Annotated in this window: 12 protein-coding genes; 8 read left to right on the plus strand and 4 right to left on the minus strand. The window is 64.5% G+C overall.

Translation table 11 applies throughout. The features are described 5' to 3' along the window. Window positions 1-336 (plus strand): hypothetical protein (locus KF708_17525; protein ID MBX3414491.1); only part of this gene is annotated, 336 nt, incomplete at its 5' end. Window positions 337-377: 41 nt separating this feature from the next. Here KF708_17525 and ftsH read toward each other — a convergent pair. Then, window positions 378-2,435: an ATP-dependent zinc metalloprotease FtsH gene (gene ftsH, locus KF708_17530; protein MBX3414492.1), complete on the minus strand. Its 2,058-nt coding sequence runs from the start codon at window positions 2,433-2,435 to the stop codon at window positions 378-380. A 291-nt stretch (window positions 2,436-2,726) separates the two neighbouring features. On the opposite strand from ftsH, the gene KF708_17535 reads away from it, so the two are divergent. After that, window positions 2,727-3,101, plus strand: a complete 375-nt coding sequence (locus KF708_17535) for an NUDIX domain-containing protein (protein ID MBX3414493.1) — start codon at window positions 2,727-2,729, stop codon at window positions 3,099-3,101. A 214-nt stretch (window positions 3,102-3,315) separates the two neighbouring features. Continuing rightward, the gene (locus KF708_17540) at window positions 3,316-3,816 is read left to right on the plus strand and encodes a hypothetical protein (protein ID MBX3414494.1); all 501 of its coding nucleotides are present in this window, start codon (window positions 3,316-3,318) and stop codon (window positions 3,814-3,816) included. Between the two features lie 15 nt (window positions 3,817-3,831). Here the strand turns inward: KF708_17540 and KF708_17545 are convergent, their stop codons facing one another. Then, the gene (locus KF708_17545; GenBank protein MBX3414495.1) at window positions 3,832-5,016 is read right to left on the minus strand and encodes a class I SAM-dependent rRNA methyltransferase; all 1,185 of its coding nucleotides are present in this window, start codon (window positions 5,014-5,016) and stop codon (window positions 3,832-3,834) included. Window positions 5,017-5,259: 243 nt separating this feature from the next. Here KF708_17545 and KF708_17550 point away from each other — a divergent pair, with 243 nt between their 5' ends. Together KF708_17550 and KF708_17555 are read left to right on the plus strand one after the other, a co-directional pair. Beyond that, on the plus strand, window positions 5,260-6,582 hold the full coding sequence (locus tag KF708_17550) for a beta-ketoacyl-[acyl-carrier-protein] synthase family protein (GenBank protein MBX3414496.1): 1,323 nt from the start codon (window positions 5,260-5,262) through the stop codon (window positions 6,580-6,582). Between the two features lie 302 nt (window positions 6,583-6,884). Beyond that, window positions 6,885-7,769, plus strand: coding sequence for a DUF1571 domain-containing protein (locus tag KF708_17555; protein ID MBX3414497.1), 885 nt, complete (start codon window positions 6,885-6,887; stop codon window positions 7,767-7,769). A 21-nt stretch (window positions 7,770-7,790) separates the two neighbouring features. Here the strand turns inward: KF708_17555 and KF708_17560 are convergent, their stop codons facing one another. Continuing rightward, window positions 7,791-9,299: a BBP7 family outer membrane beta-barrel protein gene (locus tag KF708_17560; GenBank protein ID MBX3414498.1), complete on the minus strand. Its 1,509-nt coding sequence runs from the start codon at window positions 9,297-9,299 to the stop codon at window positions 7,791-7,793. 472 nt (window positions 9,300-9,771) lie between these two features. On the opposite strand from KF708_17560, the gene KF708_17565 reads away from it, so the two are divergent. The 3 genes from KF708_17565 to ribD all read left to right on the plus strand — a co-directional run bounded on the left by KF708_17565 (window position 9,772) and on the right by ribD (window position 14,289). Beyond that, window positions 9,772-10,830 (plus strand): transaldolase, encoded by a 1,059-nt coding sequence (locus KF708_17565; GenBank protein ID MBX3414499.1) that lies wholly within the window; start codon window positions 9,772-9,774, stop codon window positions 10,828-10,830. 187 nt (window positions 10,831-11,017) lie between these two features. Then, complete coding sequence (locus tag KF708_17570) at window positions 11,018-13,135, plus strand: hypothetical protein (protein MBX3414500.1); 2,118 nt, start codon at window positions 11,018-11,020, stop codon at window positions 13,133-13,135. Between the two features lie 47 nt (window positions 13,136-13,182). Beyond that, on the plus strand, window positions 13,183-14,289 hold the full coding sequence (gene ribD / locus KF708_17575) for a bifunctional diaminohydroxyphosphoribosylaminopyrimidine deaminase/5-amino-6-(5-phosphoribosylamino)uracil reductase RibD (GenBank protein MBX3414501.1): 1,107 nt from the start codon (window positions 13,183-13,185) through the stop codon (window positions 14,287-14,289). 9 nt (window positions 14,290-14,298) lie between these two features. On the opposite strand, the gene KF708_17580 is transcribed toward ribD, so the two are convergent. Then, complete coding sequence (locus KF708_17580; protein MBX3414502.1) at window positions 14,299-16,866, minus strand: hypothetical protein; 2,568 nt, start codon at window positions 16,864-16,866, stop codon at window positions 14,299-14,301. Window positions 16,867-16,882 lie beyond the last annotated feature (16 nt).

Here is a 16,882-nt window from a genome sequence, read left to right on the forward strand (position 1 = left end):
ATGATGACCGTGCCCCTATTTCGCATTCCGACCGCCCTGGCCTTTGCCGCCGTGGCCTTGTTGGCTCGACGAGGCAACTGGCACTTGGTCGGCGCGGCCTATTTCGGTTGCGTAGTGGGGATATACTTTCTCGGGCGACCACTCGTCGAGCAGTTCGTCGTGCCACGCTGGGGCGTTGCTTTCGACAACGATTTTGTAGCGCCCGCCAGCGGTGCCCTGTTGGGCTGGTTTATCGCCATCGTGGCCATCCGGGTCCTGCTGGCCCTCGGACGCCACGTGCCGCCGTGGCGTATGCGGCCGATGACAAGATCACAGACGCCGAAGAGCATTGGGTAACGCACTCGGCGTAATCCGACGTCTTGGGGTAGGAACGCCTGCTAAGCGTTTTTCTGGGCTGTGGCACTGGGCGACGCCTCGCTCGTCTCGGGCGTTCCATTGACCTCGCCATTGTGGCTGGGCGTGCGCGCCAGCGCCGGACCGATCAACTCGGCGATTTCGCGCTCGTCGAGAATCTCGCGATCTTCCAGCGTGAGGGCCAGCTTATCGAGCGCTTCGCGTTGCTCGGCGAGCATGCTCCGCGCCTGATCGGCGGCCTCGTGCAGGATACGGGCTACCTCTTCATCAATGACCTGCGCCGTGTGTTCGCTGAACTCGCGCTGCTCGTGGAATTCCTTGCCCAGGAAGGGATGCTCTTCGCTCGTGCGGTAAGCCACCGGGCCGACGCGTTCGCTCATGCCCCAGTGGGTGACCATCCGCCGTGCGAGCTGGGTGGCGCGCTTGAGGTCGTCTTCGGCCCCGGCGCTGTATTCGTTGTAGACCAGCTTCTCGGCGGCACGTCCTCCCATCATGAACACGAGCCGCGAGTGCAGCTCGCTCTCGCTGATGTTCATGCGGTCTTCTTCCGGCAGCAATTGCGTGACGCCCAGGGCACGTCCGCGCGGAATGATCGTCACCTTGTGGACGCGATCGATCCCGGGCAAGCGCCAGGCCAGCAGGGCGTGCCCCGCTTCGTGGTAGGCGGTCATGCGCTTTTCCTTGCCGACGAGCACCTCTTCGCGCTTGGGGCCCATCAGCACCTTGTCGCGTGCCTGCTCGAAGTCGCTCATGTCGACTTTGTCTTTGCCCAGGCGCGTGGCCCACAGGGCCGCTTCGTTCACCAAGTTGCGGATGTCCGCGCCGGTGAGCCCCACGGTACCGCCTGCCAACCGTTCGACATCGACGTCGGGGGCGATGGGCACGTCGCGCAAATGCACCTTGAAGATGGCGATCCGTCCCTTCAAGTTCGGCCGATCGACGGTGATGTGCCGATCGAATCGTCCCGGCCGCAGTAGGGCCGGATCGAGCACGTCGGGGCGATTTGTCGCCGCCAGCACGATGACCGACGTGCTGGGCGTGAAGCCATCCATCTCGCTCAGGATTTGATTCAGCGTTTGTTCGCGTTCGTCGTGGCCGCCGCCGAGCCCCGCTCCGCGCACGCGTCCCACGGCATCGATCTCATCGATAAAGAGAATGCAGGGGGCGTTTTCTTTGGCGGTCTTGAACATGTCGCGGACGCGGCTGGCGCCGACGCCGACGAACATCTGGATGAATTCCGAGCCGTTGATCGAGTAGAACGGCACGCCCGCCTCGCCGGCGACCGCCTTGGCGAGCAGGGTCTTGCCCGTGCCGGGGGGACCCATCAAGAGAGTGCCCTTGGGAATCCTCCCGCCGAGCCGCTGAAACTTCTCGGGGTTCTTCAAGAACTCGACCACTTCGGTCAGATCGTTCTTTGCCCCTTCGAGCCCGGCGACGTCGGCGAAGGTGACCCGCAGGTTCGATCGCTCGTAGCGCTTGGCCGGGCTCTTGGCAAACCCCCCTAAGATGCCCCCCCCCATGATCTGATCGCGCGAACGGCGGAACATCATCCAGGCGGCGCCGAGAAAAAGCACGCTGATGCCCAGGTAGGCGAGCAGCACGAAACCAGTGTTGTCGGTGGGCTGCTTGGCCCGGACGAGTACTCCTTTGTCGAGCAGCTCTTGATCGAGTGCCGAGCCATCGAGCGCAACCAGAGGCGAGAGGACCGTGGTGAAGCTGGGCTTGAGGCGCTTCCGCTCCGCCGGTTTCTTGGGCTCGGCGGGCTTGGCTTCCCCCGGCTTCTCATCGCTCGACTTCGCTGGCTCGACGACGACGGGGGGGATCGGCTCGAGCGGAGGGTCTTTGAACCGGCCGGTGATTTCCTGGCCGTCGATCGTGACTTCCTGGATATTCCCTTCCGCAAGTTGCTGACGGAAGAAGTTATAGCTGATCTCCGACGCGCTCTCGGCCTGACGGCGCAGATAGAGCGCGACAAACAGCACCAGGATCAAGACGATCAGCCAGGTGGCGGGATTGCCAATCCGCGACGGCGACACCGGTTTCCGAGGGGTGTCGTCGTTTTTCTCCGGTTGATACTCCATCCAGGGTCCTTCTCTTGGGCGTCTCGCATCGCCCGGCCGGCGGCAGTGAGGGGTGGAACTAGCCGAAGTTTCGAGTGGGGGCCACGCCGCCTCGTTGACGGGTTGCGCTGCCGCAGGTTACACCGGACGGGCACGACCGCGGACAGGTAGCTGCATTCTACCGCTGATAGTTCGGTTTTTCGATTACCTCGCCACGCGAGACTTGCTCTTTTCTGTACGTCGTGGCAGTCACTTACGTTGAATCGTTCCATGGACCCCCCCCCGCCAGTCCGTCGAGGAGTGATCGCCGTCGTGGTTCGGGAGACGCGATTCCTCGTGATTCGCCGCTCTCAGACCGTGGTGGCGCCGGGGGCGTTTTGTTTTCCCGGGGGAGCCATCGAGTCTGGCGAGTCCGAAGAGCAGGCTCTGGTGCGGGAATTGCGCGAGGAACTGGCCCTCGAAGTACGACCCAAAAAACGCCTCTGGCAGAGTGTGACACCCTGGCGGGTGGAACTCTCGTGGTGGCAGGCCGAGTTCGATCTGGCCGGCATTCCTACGCCCAATCCGGCCGAAGTCGAATCGTTCCATTGGTATACCACGGCCGAAATGCGTGCCCTGGCAGGCTTGCTGTCGAGCAATCTTGCCTTTCTCGAGGCCGCCGACGCGGGTGAATTCCTGCTCGATTGAGTCTTCGCAAGAAGCGTCGCGGGAAGGTTTGCGCCATTTTTCCGGCGCAGGGGTGAAACATCCGCTCCCGACCTACGCCTAGCTAGAACGGGCGAGGTCGAACGAGGCCGGAAAAAGAGCTTGGCGACAAGCCGCCGGTAAGCCCCTCGATCGAGCTCGCCCCCTGCACCGTTCAACAACCGGCGTCGGATTCAACCGGGAAAAGGAATACGCCATGACTATTCGACAACGCAAAATTCTCATCGTCACCTTCGTGCTGGGATCGGTATTGGCTGCCGCGGTTGAGATCGCGTCGGCATGTCCTCCCTCGGGGGGCAAGCGTCGCTCGGGTGGTGGACTCTATGCGAGCTCGCCCCAGAGCGGCCCCATGTCGAGCAACTCGCTCTACGCGAAAAATCGACGGCACTTGCCGCCACCCCCGGCTCCTCCGGCGCAGATGGCTACCCGCGATATTCAACTGGCGTCGAACCAGACGCCTGCCAGTGCTACGCCCGTGGAATCCAAGCCGCCGGTCGGCGCCGAGCAGATCGAGAATCCCTTCACGATCGATCTGGCCGCAAGCAATGTGGCCGAGGCGCAGGCACGGCAGCAGCGGCAACAAGCCGCCCTCGAACAGGCCTGGCGCGCGGAACAGGCCGAGACGCGCAATCGTGCCGCCGCCAACTCGACCGCGCAGGCCGATCCGGCTTCCATCGAATCCGCCCTGCAGAATTAAACGCCCGTCTCCGCGTCAAACGACGCGGCAGATAAAGCACTTCAGATACTCGGTCTCGAGGCAAGTCGCGCTCGTCGGGTGATCGGGTGCGGCGCCTCGTTGTTCGAGTATCTGAATGTCGCGTTCCGATTTTTGCGCCACCCCCGCGAGCATGTAAAGAAAGTCTTCGCGCGTGACGTGCCCCGAACAACTGCAGGTAACGAGGATTCCTCCCGGTTCGAGCATGCCGACGGCCAGACGGTTCAGACGGTGATAGGCCCTCAGGGCGTCATTCACCGTGCCGCGGCTGCGGGCGAACTTGGGAGGATCGAGGATCACGCCGCCGAAACGCCGACCCTCGGCACATAGATTGGCGAGCGTGTCGAAACCGTCGCCGGCGAGAAACTGCGACTTCGAGACACCGTTCAATTCCGCGTTCGCACGAGCGAGCGCAATGGCCTTCTCACTGGCATCGATGCCCAACGTTTCGGTCGCACCGCCATGCACGACAGCCGCCAGACTGAATCCGCCGCTGTAGCAGAAGGCATCGAGCACGCGCCTGCCGCTCAGGTACCGCGCCGCCGCGAGCCGGTTTTCGCGCTGATCGACGTAGAAGCCGGTCTTCTGCCCCTCGGTGAGATCGACGCCGTAACGCAGGCCGTTTTCGGTGATGAAGATCGGACCGCTGGGCGTCGTGCCGAACAGGGTGCGGTCCATGTATTCGAGCCCTTCGAGCTTCGCCACCCCTTTCTCCGAGCGGACGACGGCGGCCTGCGCCCCCGTCAGTTCGGCGAGGATGGGCGCCAGCGTGTCGAGTCGCGAGGCGATGCCCAGCGACGTGACCTGAATCGAGAGGTAGTTGGCAAAGCGATCGACCACCAGGCCGCTCAGCCCATCGGCTTCACTGAATACAAGCCGCGCGGCCCCCTCGGGGGCGTCGTAGCCGAGTCGACGTCGCCAGGCGATGGCCGTCGAGAGACGACGACGCCAGAACGACTCGTCGAGCGATTCTTGTACATCCCAGGTGTACAAACGGACGCGGATCCGACTCCGCGAATTAAACAGCCCGCGGGCAATCCACTTGCCTTGATCGGTCACCAGGTCAACGGCGTCGCCGTCGGCCGGAGTGCCGTCGAGGCGGGCGATGGCCGAGTCGAGCACCCAGGGGTGACGGCCGAAAAAAGGGGCCGCTTTTCGCGGCTTGAGTACGACCGAATCCACCCGACAACCTCAGCTTTCAGGCCTCGCCGCTGTTCAGATCGCTTGATCTGATGCTGGGCGGGCCCGCCAGAAGGGAACGAACGAAACATGGACCGTTCAATGTCGCGTCATCTTACGGCAAGCCCTTCGGCCCGCAACCCGGCGCCCGCCTGCCGTCCCAGACCGGCGTCCCGTCCTGCGTTCCCTGTTGTCGAGCGCGGAGTCGCAACAAGCATCCTGCCGGGCGCTGTTCGTGCGATCGACATGCGTTGTTTACCACGCATTGGCCCGAAGCACGCGCCGCGCAGCAATCGCCGGCTGCCGACGCGACGCGAGGTGGTCATTACTGGTGTGGGGGTGGTCAGTCCGATCGGGAACGGGTGCGACGCGTTCTGGGCCTCGCTGCTCGGGGGCCGCAGCGGTGTGCGGCCGATTACCCGCTTCGATACGAGTGCCACGGCGGCGCATTTTGGAGGCGAGATCAGCGATTTCGATCCCAAGCAGTTCATCGCCCAGCGGAAGAGTCTCAAGGTGATGTCGCACGATATTCAACTAGGCGTGGCCGCGGCCAGCCTGGCCCAACAGCACGCCGCGCTCGATACGGCGAAGCTGACCCCCGAGCGTCTGGGGGTCGTGTTCGGCGCCGACCTGATGCATTGCGAGTTGGCCGAAGCGGCGCCGGCCTTTGCCCAGTGCCTGGTCGACGGGCAATTCGATTTCAGCCGTTGGGGCACCGCGGCGCTCGAGAAGATCTATCCCTTGTGGATGCTCAAATATTTGCCCAATATGCCGGCCTGCCATGTGGCCATTGCTTGCGATGCGCGTGGCCCCAGCAACTCGATCACGATGGGGGACGTCTCGAGCCTGTGTGCGGTGGCCGAAGCGGCAAGCGTCGTCGAACGGGACGAAGCCGACGTCATGTTCTGTGGCGGCGCGAGCTCGCGGATCCATCCCACGCTCTGGGTCCGTAGCTCGCTGACTCCCTGGTCGCGGCGCAACGACGATCCGCAAGGGGCGTGCCGTCCCTTCGACGCCCACCGCGACGGCGCGGTAAATGGTGAAGGAGCGGCGGTCTTCGTGGTCGAATCGCGCGAACATGCCGAGGCCCGCCGGGCCAAGATCCTGGCCACCGTGGCTGGCTCGGCGATGCGCTTCGAGCCCCGCCGGGGCCAGACGCCGCGCGAAGGGGTCGCCATTCGCCACGCCATCGAAGGGGCGATGCGCTCGGCCGGTGTCGAGCAGCAGGACATCGGTCACATCAACGCCCACGGCTTGAGCACGGCCGAGGATGACTGTCTCGAAGCCCGCGCCATCGCAGCGGTCTTGCCCGATACGCCGGTAACGGCGCCAAAGAGCTACTTCGGCAACCTGGGGGCGGGAAGCGGCGCGGTCGAGCTAGCAGCCAGCGTGCTAGCGATGGCCGCTGGCGAAGTGCCGGCGACCTTGAACTACGAGCAGCCCGATCCGGCTTGTCCGCTCAACGTGATTCACCGCCGAACGATGAAAACCGATGCCCCGGCCGCACTCGTGCTCAATCATGCTGCGACGGGGCAGGCTGCGGCCCTGGTGCTACGACGGCCAAGCTGACATCGAGAACATCGCTTATACGAGGTTCTCCTGCGATCCACGTCGATGGATGGTTGAATTCACGTTACACCGACGGCGCGACGCTGGTAGCATACGCCCCCCGCGCCGGCCCGATTTGCGTAAGATTCCCGGCGCGGCGCGGCGATAAGTACCAATACCCGCTCGTTTTACTCCCTTACCCCGGCGACATCCTCGCGGCATCTAACAAGCAGCACGGCGGAACGCTGGGAGCAGCGCGCCAGGCGTGCGCGTTCGCTTACCCTCGTAACCGATCCCCAAAACAGGAAGTTTGGGAGACGCGTATGTTCCAACGCACCAGGCGGAGCGGAACTCTGCTGTTCATTACGGGCAGCGCGATACTTGGGGGCGCGGGCCTCGTGGGTGCTCAAGCGCCCGGCGATGCGGCGCGTGCGCCCGCAACGGCGAACGCCGCGGCGGTTCGATCGGGCGATCGTGTGGCAGTCCGGCCGCTGACGCCCGAGACGGCGCCGCCGCATCCGCTCGAAGCGGTGCTCGAACTGGCCGATCGCGCCGTGCAGCGCGCGGATGAACTGCACGATTATTCAGCGACGTTCATCAAGCGCGAGCGGATCGACGGTCGACTGAGCAACTACGACTACATGTTCCTCAAGGTGCGGCACGCGCCCTTCAGCATCTATCTCTACTGCCTGGGCCCCGTGAAACCCAAGGGACAAGAGGCGATCTACGTCGAAGGGCAGAACGAGGGCAAGGTGCTCGGGCACACCACCGGCATTCGCGATCGCATCGCCGGCACGATGTCGCTCGATCCCGCCGGATCGCGAATGATGGAGGGCAATCTCTACCCGCTCACGAGCATCGGCATCAAGAATCTCGCGTCCAAGTTGGCCAACCTGCATCGCTACGAATTGAACTTCGGCGAGTGCGAGGTGAACACCTATCCGGGAGCCAAGGTGGATGGTCGCGAGTGTACCTGCGTGCAGGTGGTACATCCCGTCGAGCGCGAGAACTTCAAGTTCCACCTGTCGCGCACGTATTACGATCACGCGACCGGCTTGCCGATCCGCTTCGAGGGATACCTCTGGCCGACCACGCCTGGCGGCAAGCCAGTGTTGCTCGAGGAGTACACGTATCAGAACGTGCAATTCAACCAGGGGATCAGCGACCTCGATTTCGACACGCAGAACCCGGCCTACGGTTATCGTTGATAGGGAGGCATGTCCCGCCGACTACCAACTGAAGTCCGCACCGACCGAGAAGGTGTTGAAGAAGAGTCCCCCGGTCGTGACGATCGAATCGGTCTGGGGGAAGGTGAAGTTTAGTTGCTCGGGGGCGAGCGCCAATCGCGAGACCCACATCATGTCCCAGGCGGCGCGAAAGCTGAGATTCGGCGTCCAGCGGTAATTGGCCACGAAACCTAGTTCGCCGATGAAGGCCAGCCGTTGGTCGCTGCCGCCCGACGCCTGATTGCCCGTCGTGAACATGGCTTCCTGGGCCTGGATCCACACGACGCTGTCTTGCTCGGCGAAGTTGGCGTAAAGCCCGACTTTCCCGCGCGCTCCCCAATTCCAACGTACGTGCTCGTCGATCAAGTCGCCTCCCAATTGGGCGCCGATCAGCCGGTTGCGCGTGTGAATCGTGTATTCACCGCCTTGGGGCGATTGCACCCGCACGGGTTGGTTCAGCGGCGGTGGCGGCGGAATGTACAAAGCTTCGCTGAAGAAGTAGAACCGCTCGTCGAGTTCGAAGTAGCGCACGCCGCCAAAGATCGAAGGGGTATGTCCCGGCGTTAACTGGCGATGCCAGCTTCCGTCCGATTGGCCCACGAGGCTGTCTCGCCCCAGGGCGCGTCGCAGGCGATAGTTGAGTTCGAAATTGTTGACGTGCGACCCATATTCGATGTAGTGCGTTGTCGCGAAGTTGAAACCGCCGACCGAAGGGTTGCCATTCGGAAAGCTCGTCGGGAAGTCGGTGACCAGGGAGCCACCGACCGCGGCTGGGATCGTGTCGTTGCCCCTGAGGGCAATAAGCTGCCCCCCCTGGTTGTGTACGCGGGCGCTACCCGACCAATCGAGCAGGCCGAAGTAGGTGAACTCGAGCGTGTGGTCGCGATTCAACATATCGCGTCCGAGATAGCGCCCCAACGTGAAGCGAAATCCCGGCTCGAAATCAAAGCTGCCGACCGACTTGGTTCCCATCACGGCCGTCGCATTGGCGACCGTGATGATCTGACCGCCCGAAATGACTTGAATCGGATCGGCGCGGTCGCGCGACACGATGCGGTTGCGCGACCGTTGTCGTTGGGTAAAGATGGCTTCAGCCGTGGCAAACCAGGGAGAAGGGCAACCGCTGAACTGGTCCCATTCGCAAGTGCAGCACTCATCGGCGGCGCCGCAGCCCAGGCAGTGGGGCTCGTACCAACCCTCGCCGGGAGGACTTTCGTACCAGGTTTCCTCCCCGTATCCCTCTTCAAGGGCGGAATATTCCTCGGCCGTTTCGGCAGGAACGGGACGCAGGTCTGCGGAAGGCTCCTCTTCGTAATAGGGGGTGTCTTGGTAGGCCGTCTTGCGCAGCGCATCCTGGAACGACGAGCCTGAGACCGACCGCGGTGGCGCCACCTGGCGCGTCGCGGGTCTCGCCCCGCGCGAACGGGGTGCCTGTGCCGCGGCACCTTCCGTGCCGGCGGCGAGGGCGATTGCCGTCAGGCAAAGCAGCCAGTAGTGAATAGGCCCCTTCAAGGGCAACGTCTCCGCTCGAGTCTGGTACTTACGGTGTGAGCCGTGCCCCCGAGGCGCACGGCTCGTCGTACCCTAGATCGACCGAGCGGCTCGCAAAAAGCAGGAATAATCGTTAGATTCCGCGAAATCGTTAGAGCTTGCCTGTTTTTACATGGGTGACTGCGTGAAAAGGTTGGTCCAGCCGCGCGAGAACGAATTCGGGACGGTGCAAAGTGGTTCGACGGCGCTCGGACCTTCGCGTGGTGCAAATCGCAACTTCCTTCCGGACTTGACATTCGGACGACAGGATCGTCTAACGATGGAGAGTGCCACCGGGGCGCGCGCTCGGCACCGCAACCCGGTCAGGGCACCGCTTCGAGTCGTAAGATTCGATTGACAGGGCACGCCTCGAGCGCGTGGCTGCTGTGCCAGCCGGGCAGTGCATGCTGGCAGTGCTGGAAACTAACTCAACTCCGTACGGGGAATCGAACCGATGTCTTCACCCCTTCGCTCGCTCGTGGCATCCGGCACCAAGTTGTGGCTCGACTCGATCGACCCCGATCTCGTCGTGGCCAACCGAGCCCTCGGGGCGACCGGCGCCACGTCGAACCCGGTGATCGTCTCGAACCTGATTAAGACCGGCCGCTTCGACGACGAGATCGAAGGTTTCATTCGCGACGGACTGAGCGACGACGAGATTGCGTGGAGCACGACCGATCGCCTGGTGCGGGAGGCACAAAAAGTCTTCTTGCCCGTGTGGGAGCAGACCGGCGGTAACGATGGTTACGTGAGCTTCGAGCTCGATCCGTTGCTCGAAGATCCCCAAACGGGGCCGCCGCATGCCGAACGCGTCAAGCGCTATATCGAACTCGGCAAGCGCTGGTCGGCCGGACACAAGAACCGCATGATCAAGGTGCCCGCCACCCCGGCCGGCATCGACGCCCTCGAGGAGCTCTGCGCGGCCGGTATCACGCTGAACGTCACGCTCATCTTCTCGCCCCGGCAGCACAAGGCCGCTTGCGAGGCGGTTTGGCGCGGCGCGCAGCGCCGGGCCAGTCTCGATCAGTTCAAAAGCGTCTACAGCATCTTCGTTTCGCGCGTCGACGTGTACACCGAGCAGCACTTGCCCAAGCTTTCGGCCGCTGCCCAGGGCATGGTTGGTATCGTCAACGCGAAGCAGATCTGGGGGGACAACAACCAGTACTGGGGGGCCAAGAATACCAGGCACAAGCAAGAGATGATCTTCGCCAGCACCGGGACCAAGAAGCCCGAGGACGCTCCCTGGAAGTACGTCGAAGCGTTCGCCGGCTCGGACATCGAGACGAATCCCCCCGAGACGAACGAGGCCTACGAAAAGAGCGGCCGCACGGCGACGCGCCGCATCGATGAATTACCCCCCGCCGACGTGTTGGCCGAGATCAACCGCGGGGTGGATATGCAGCACCTCGAAGAGACCCTCATGTCCGAGGGGATCAAGAAATTCGCCGATCCCCAAAAGGCCCTGCTGCAGCTCATCGTGCGGAAGCGCGAGGAACTGAGCGCCGCGAAGTAATCGCCCGGCTTCCTTGGCCCGCAAGGCCTTCTTTTCTGCCAAATTGCCCCGCGGCCAGGGCGGCTAGATCCTCGTCCGCCCGCGGGCAATTTGCTACGATCAGGGGCGACGACCGCGGTCGTCGCTGCGCGCCAGGCCGGCGCCGCCGCAAGCCTTGCCCTTCTTCTCCAGCGAACGGACTGTTTGCATGCCTCTCGACGGTTACTCTCCTTGCCCCTGTGGATCGGGCAAGAAGGTGAAGTTTTGTTGCTCCGAACTGCTCGACGATCTGAACAAGATCGAGCGGATGATTGCCGGCGACCAGCGGCTGGCCTGCCTCGACCATATCGCCAAGCTCGAGGCCACGAAGCCCGACCGGCCGGCGCTGATGGCCATCAAGATCGGCGTGCTGGGCGAGCTTCACCGCTACGACGAGATGCGCGAGGCCATTCGCCGGTTTGTCGAGAAGCATCCCGAGAATCCGATTGCGCTGGCCGAAAGCGCCACGCTCAAGGCCGCCGTGGAGAGTCCGCGCGCGGGGGTCGCCCAGATGCAGCAGGCGTTGCGGGCCTGCCGCGAGTCGATTCCGAATCAGGTCTACACGGCGCTAGGCACGCTGGCGCGGATGTTGCTCTCGGCCGGTCAGCCGGTGGCGGCCAAAGCGCACTTCTCGCTGATGATGACCATCGCCCAGGACGACGAGTTCCCGGTGTCGATGGTGATGCAGCTCAGCAGCGCCGAATCGCTGCCGGCCATGATGCGCGACGTGAATCGATTGGCCCCCTGCCCCGACGGCGTCGCGTGGAAAGATCAGTTTGCCAAGGCGTACGCCGAAACGCAGGAAGCCGATTGGATCGACGCTGAAAAGTCGTGGAGCGAGTTGGCGGCCGGCCCTGGCAAGGATTCGCCGGCGGTCTGGACGAATCTGGCCACGACGCGGGCCTGGACCGCCGATTCGGCCGGCGCGGCCGAGGCGCTGCGCAAGCTGGCCGCACTCGATATTCCGCTCGACGATGCCGTCGAGGCCGAGGCCCTGGCCCAACTCTTGGACGTCGAAGGGGCGGAACCGTCGATCGACGTGGTGCTGGTGACCTATCCGATCGTCGATCTCGAGCGGCTGTTAATATCGCTCACGGCCGATCGCCATACGGCGCAGGCGCCGGTCGAACAGTTGCCGAAATCGGATGAGCCGCCGCCGCGGGCACGCTACCTGCTGCTCGATCGACCCGAGTTGCAGCAAGCAACCGAGCTCAACATTGCCGACGTGCCGAAGGTGGTCGGTGAGCTCTATGTCTTCGGCAAGCAGACCGATCGCGAGGCGCGACTCGAGGTCGAGGGATTGCGCGGTGAAGATCTCACCCGTGCCCGCCAGGTAGTCGAGCAGGTCGCGGGAGACGCGATTGGCCCTGCCGGAGAAGAGCAGGTGATCGACGGCGAGTCGCCTGTTTCGGCGATTCTCAGTTCGAAGCATTACCTGCCTCCGGGAACTCCCGCCGACATTCAAATGAAGCTGGCTGTGAACTTCGCCCGCGCCGCGGTGATGGAAAGATGGACCAGCTATCCGCAGAAGCTGCTGGGCGGCAAGACACCGCGGGAGGCCGCGTCCGATCCGCAGTATCGCATTCCCTTGCTGGCGGCGATCCTGCTGCTCGAGGATGTCTCGGCACGTCACATGCGCGGCTTCGATTTCAACGAGCTGCGCGAGGCGCTGGGGCTTCCCCCGTCGGCGACGATCGATCCGGCAACGGTGAGCGTGCGGACGCTACCCCTGGTGCGGCACGCACGTCTCGACTACGGCAAGCTCTCGGACGACGAACTCCTGGCGGCCTACACGCATCTGATGCTGACGCGGTATCGTCCCGCCTTGCCGCAGGCGACGCGCGAGGTGGTCGGGCGCGTTTCGCTCGACGGCAAGATCGACAAGGCCGAAGCCTACGGCGTGCTGGCCGACAACGCCGCGACGCCCGACGAGGCGCTCGAGTACTACGGCCAGGCGGCGCAAGAAGCGATTCGCATGGGCACGTCGCCGGCGCAGTATTATCTGGCCGAAGTTCCGCTGCGACTCATGCGCGGGGACGCCGCCCAGTTCGAGCATCTGATCCGCGTGCTGACAACCAAGCATGCCGCGGAACCGGGCGTGCGCGAGGCGCTGATGCGGATCATGTATTCGCTGGGGTTGATTGGCCCCGATGGCCGTCCCACGCAGGAGATGGCCGTCGCCGGCGCGCCTCCCGCGGCTGCACCCGCCGAAGAAGGTATCTGGACCCCAGGTGCCGAGGCGCAACAGTCGAGCAAGTCGGGCTTATGGCTGCCCGGCATGGATTAAACGGTTCGCAACTCCACTTCCCCCTGCTAATCGCCGACGCACGTCCCATGCAACAGTCTGCTCTCGATGCCTGGCACATGGCCCGCGCGATCGAGTTGGCACGACAAGGTCAGGGACGCGTCGAGCCGAATCCGCTGGTCGGTTGCGTGGTTGCGCACGGGGCCGAAATCGTGGGCGAAGGTTGGCACCGCCGCTTTGGTGGTCCCCATGCCGAGATCGAAGCCCTTTCGCTCGCCGGTGCGCGTGCCGCCGGCGCGACACTCTACGTCACGCTGGAGCCTTGCTGCCACCAGGGGAAAACCCCCCCGTGCAGCCGCGCCGTGATTGCCGCGGGAGTACGACGCGTCGTCATGGCCATGAGCGATCCCTTTCCCCAAGTGGCCGGCGGCGGGCTGCAAGAATTAATCGCTGCCGGCATCGAAGTGGTCGTAGGCACGGGCGAGGAAGCGGCGCGCGCTCTGAACGCCCCCTACTTGAAGCGAGTGGAAACGGGCCTGCCCTGGGTCATTGCCAAGTGGGCCATGTCGCTCGATGGCAAACTGGCCACGCGAACGGGCGACAGCCGCTGGATCTCGAACGAATCGTCGCGCCGGCTGGTCCACGAGCTGCGCGGCCGCGTCGATGCGATTATCGTCGGGCGCGGCACCGCCACGGCCGACGATCCTCTCCTCACGGCGCGCCCGGCAGGCCCAAGGATTGCCACGCGCGTCGTGCTCGATAGCCGCGCGCAGTTGGCGAGCGGTTCGCAGCTCGTGCGTACCGCGCGCGAGCTGCCCGTGCTCGTTGCCGCAGCGCACGATGCCCCGGCCGCGGACATCGAACGGCTGACTGCGCAAGGTTGTGAAGTGTTCCGTTGCCCGGGCGAGTCACCTGCCGAGCGCCTGCATGCATTGCTCGGCGAGTTGGGACGCCGCGAGATGACGAATGTCCTCGTCGAAGGGGGAACTCAGGTTTTGGGCACGCTCGTCGACGAACGTTTGCTCGACGAGGTACAGGTCTACATCGCGCCGAAGATCATCGGGGGCGCGGATGCACCGGACGCCATCGGCGGGCTGGGGATCGCGGCAATTTCGCAGTCGCTGGCATTGGTCGATCCCGTGGTGTGCGACATCGACGGCGACGTCTGCGTGACGGCGCGCGTCGTACGTTCCTAATGGGGGTGTTTACTGCTGATGCTGCGGCGCCAGCGCCACGGGCAGCGTCACGCTGCTGCGTTGCGGGCCCACGGCCAGGCCGATCCAGCCGTCGTCGATCACCATCTGTGTCACGGCGAGGTTTTCCAATCGCTGGTCGGTCACCAGTTGCTCGGGCAGCAGCAGGAGCGGTTTCTCGCGCGAGAAGATGCGGCTGAAGACGCCACGCAGGCCAACCTGGCCCTTGGCGCCGAGTCGTTGGCCGATGAGCTGTATTGTTCCGTCGCGCACGAGCTGCGCGCTCAAGCCCTCGACCTGCGGACGATAGAACACCTTCACCTGGAAGTTGCGCCAGTGATTCTCCGGGTTTTCGACGTCGGCCAGCGACAAAGTCACCTCGATGCGATCCTCGCGGCAACGGACGCGCACGGCGTCGTTCTCGGCGAACGTGACGAAGACCTCTTCGCGGCTCGGATCGACGGCGGGAGAGTTCTTGAGGTGCAGCTTCGTGGCGAGCCACTGGTGCAGATCGGGCACGCTGAACTGGCGACCATCGAGATCGAGCTGCTCGACCAGGTTGTTCAGGGCCGATTCGTGAACTTGCAGGCTCAGCACGCTGTCGGAGGGGGCTCGCGGCCGGGGCGTGTGCGCACCGAGTTGTTCTTCGGTGGCCAGACGCAGCCGGGCGATGAGCCGCTGGTCGGTCGTTTGCAGGACGCTGGCCGGCGTGTCGAAGCCCAACTCGCGCAAGAGACTGCCGACGCGTTCGTCGAGCTGGCGGTTGGCGTTGGCCACCATCTTGCCAGCCTCGGCGGCGATGCGCTGTTCGACGCGATGGGTCACCTTACGTTCGCTTTCGCGTCGCGCGGCCCCCCGGCGCTCGCTGTATTCGCGCTCGACCACTCCTCGCACGAGCGAACCGACGAGCGGGATGCCGTCGTAGTCGGTTTCGAAGTTGCGCAGCCGCGAGGCGACCGTCGCGTGGCCGTCGATGTCACCCAGTTGGATGCCCTCGGGCGTGATGTTGAGCAGGGCACGGACGAAATACTGCCCATGCCCGTCGTTCCAGAAACGGGCCGGGCCGCTACGCGACGTGGTGCGCGAATCGATCAGGCCCGCGGCCTCGATCGCCATCCGCAGACGGGCGTCATCAGGAACCAGACGGACCGACAGGTTCGTCGTCGTGGTACCCTGGCCGCGGACCGGCACGCCGAGAATGGTTTCGCGGACGGCTTCGTGCTGAGGATCGCGGGCGGGCAGCAACCGCTCGATCAACTCTCGGGCGACCGCGACACGCAGATTACAGTTCCGATAGTGCGTGTCGATCAGGTCGGCCAATTGCCGTGCTTCGTCCGTGTTCATCCATTCCAATTGCCGGCGGTCCGCGGCCACCAACTGCGCATCCTGGGACAGGCCGCTCCTCTCATACTGTTCCAGGCGCGCGAGTGTTCGTTCGAGATCGACGGGCTCGGCGGCGCGACCGCGCAGGCTTTCGGTCAATGCCGCCACGGGCCCTTGCGAAACGAACGAACGTTGCGAGCGCGTCAGACGCGACTCGGTCAGGCGTTGCAAAATGCGGCGAGCCACTTCGCGCTCGTCGGCCGTCTCGGTAACGCCCGACTCGGCCACCGCCAGCGAGTCGAGCAGCAGGAACTCGCGCCACTCGGCGCCATGCAGCGCGCCATGCGTCAAGGCCGCGACTTCGCTGACTCGCCTGCCCAGGCGGTCGTTCTGGAGGCGGGGCATGATCACCAGCGAGGGCGTCGTGCGGCGGACCGTGGCGGCCGACTGCCACAACTTCAGACGCCGGTCGAGCGCATGTTGCGCGCGACGCACCTCCGTCGCGCCGGTCCCCTCTCCGACCAGGCGAGCCAACTCGTCCGCGTCGCGCGAGGCGACCGCCAGTTGCTCGAGCACCGTCTGTTGCCGCGCGAAGCTGCTCAGCGTCGCCGGCTCGTGCAGCATCCGCACCAGCGCCGCCGTGCGCAGCGACCAGAAGTCACAGCCAGGCCGGGCCGACAACCGCCAGAGTTGCACGTAAAGTGACTCCGGTCCTGCCAAGCCGGCGCGACGTTTGGCCGTGGTGGCGGGCAGTTCCCAGGCTGCTTCGAGCTCGCCGAAGCTGCCGTCGAAGCGAAGATGGTCCTCGTCGGCAACGGGGGACGGACGCGAGGCGACCGACAAGCTCGGTCCGAGCTCCACGGGCGTCTCATCCACAACCAGTGCGTCGGACGGGGCGAGCTCTGCGGCGTCGATCTGGGCAGCGAGCCGTGGATTGCGCAGTTCGGTCACGGCTTGCTGGGCGGGCACCAGTTCGAGCGTGTCGCGCTCGGCATTCCACGCACACGAAAGCTGGGGACCATGAACGCGGGGCCTGGCCAGCGTCGGTTCGCCCCGCTGGGCACTGAACACGCGGATTGCCTGCTGTCGCGATGCGTACGACTCGGGCGCGGGGCGAACGGGCGCAGCGGCGGCTTTCTCAACCGGTTGTCGCCTGGCGACGCGCTCCCAACTGCGCGGGGCCAAGAGGCTCAACACGAACAAACAAACCAGAAGCCCCAGGAAGGGGGCATTGAGCCCACCGCCTTGATGACGCATGGAAACGATCTCCCGG

The sequence above is a fragment of the Pirellulales bacterium genome, from assembly GCA_019636335.1.
In the GTDB taxonomy this organism is placed as follows: domain Bacteria; phylum Planctomycetota; class Planctomycetia; order Pirellulales; family JAEUIK01; genus JAHBXR01.

Excerpts from the sequence above, each read along its gene's own strand:
- KF708_17565 (MBX3414499.1), top strand. The coding sequence starts at position 9,772 with ATGTCTTCACCCCTTCGCTCGCTCGTGGCATCCGGCACCAAGTTGTGG.
- KF708_17550 (MBX3414496.1), top strand. The coding sequence starts at position 5,260 with ATGCGTTGTTTACCACGCATTGGCCCGAAGCACGCGCCGCGCAGCAAT.
- KF708_17580 (MBX3414502.1), bottom strand. The coding sequence starts at position 16,866 with ATGCGTCATCAAGGCGGTGGGCTCAATGCCCCCTTCCTGGGGCTTCTG.
- ftsH (MBX3414492.1), bottom strand. The coding sequence starts at position 2,435 with ATGGAGTATCAACCGGAGAAAAACGACGACACCCCTCGGAAACCGGTG.
- KF708_17540 (MBX3414494.1), top strand. The coding sequence starts at position 3,316 with ATGACTATTCGACAACGCAAAATTCTCATCGTCACCTTCGTGCTGGGA.
- KF708_17555 (MBX3414497.1), top strand. The coding sequence starts at position 6,885 with ATGTTCCAACGCACCAGGCGGAGCGGAACTCTGCTGTTCATTACGGGC.
- ribD (MBX3414501.1), top strand. The coding sequence starts at position 13,183 with ATGCAACAGTCTGCTCTCGATGCCTGGCACATGGCCCGCGCGATCGAG.
- KF708_17570 (MBX3414500.1), top strand. The coding sequence starts at position 11,018 with ATGCCTCTCGACGGTTACTCTCCTTGCCCCTGTGGATCGGGCAAGAAG.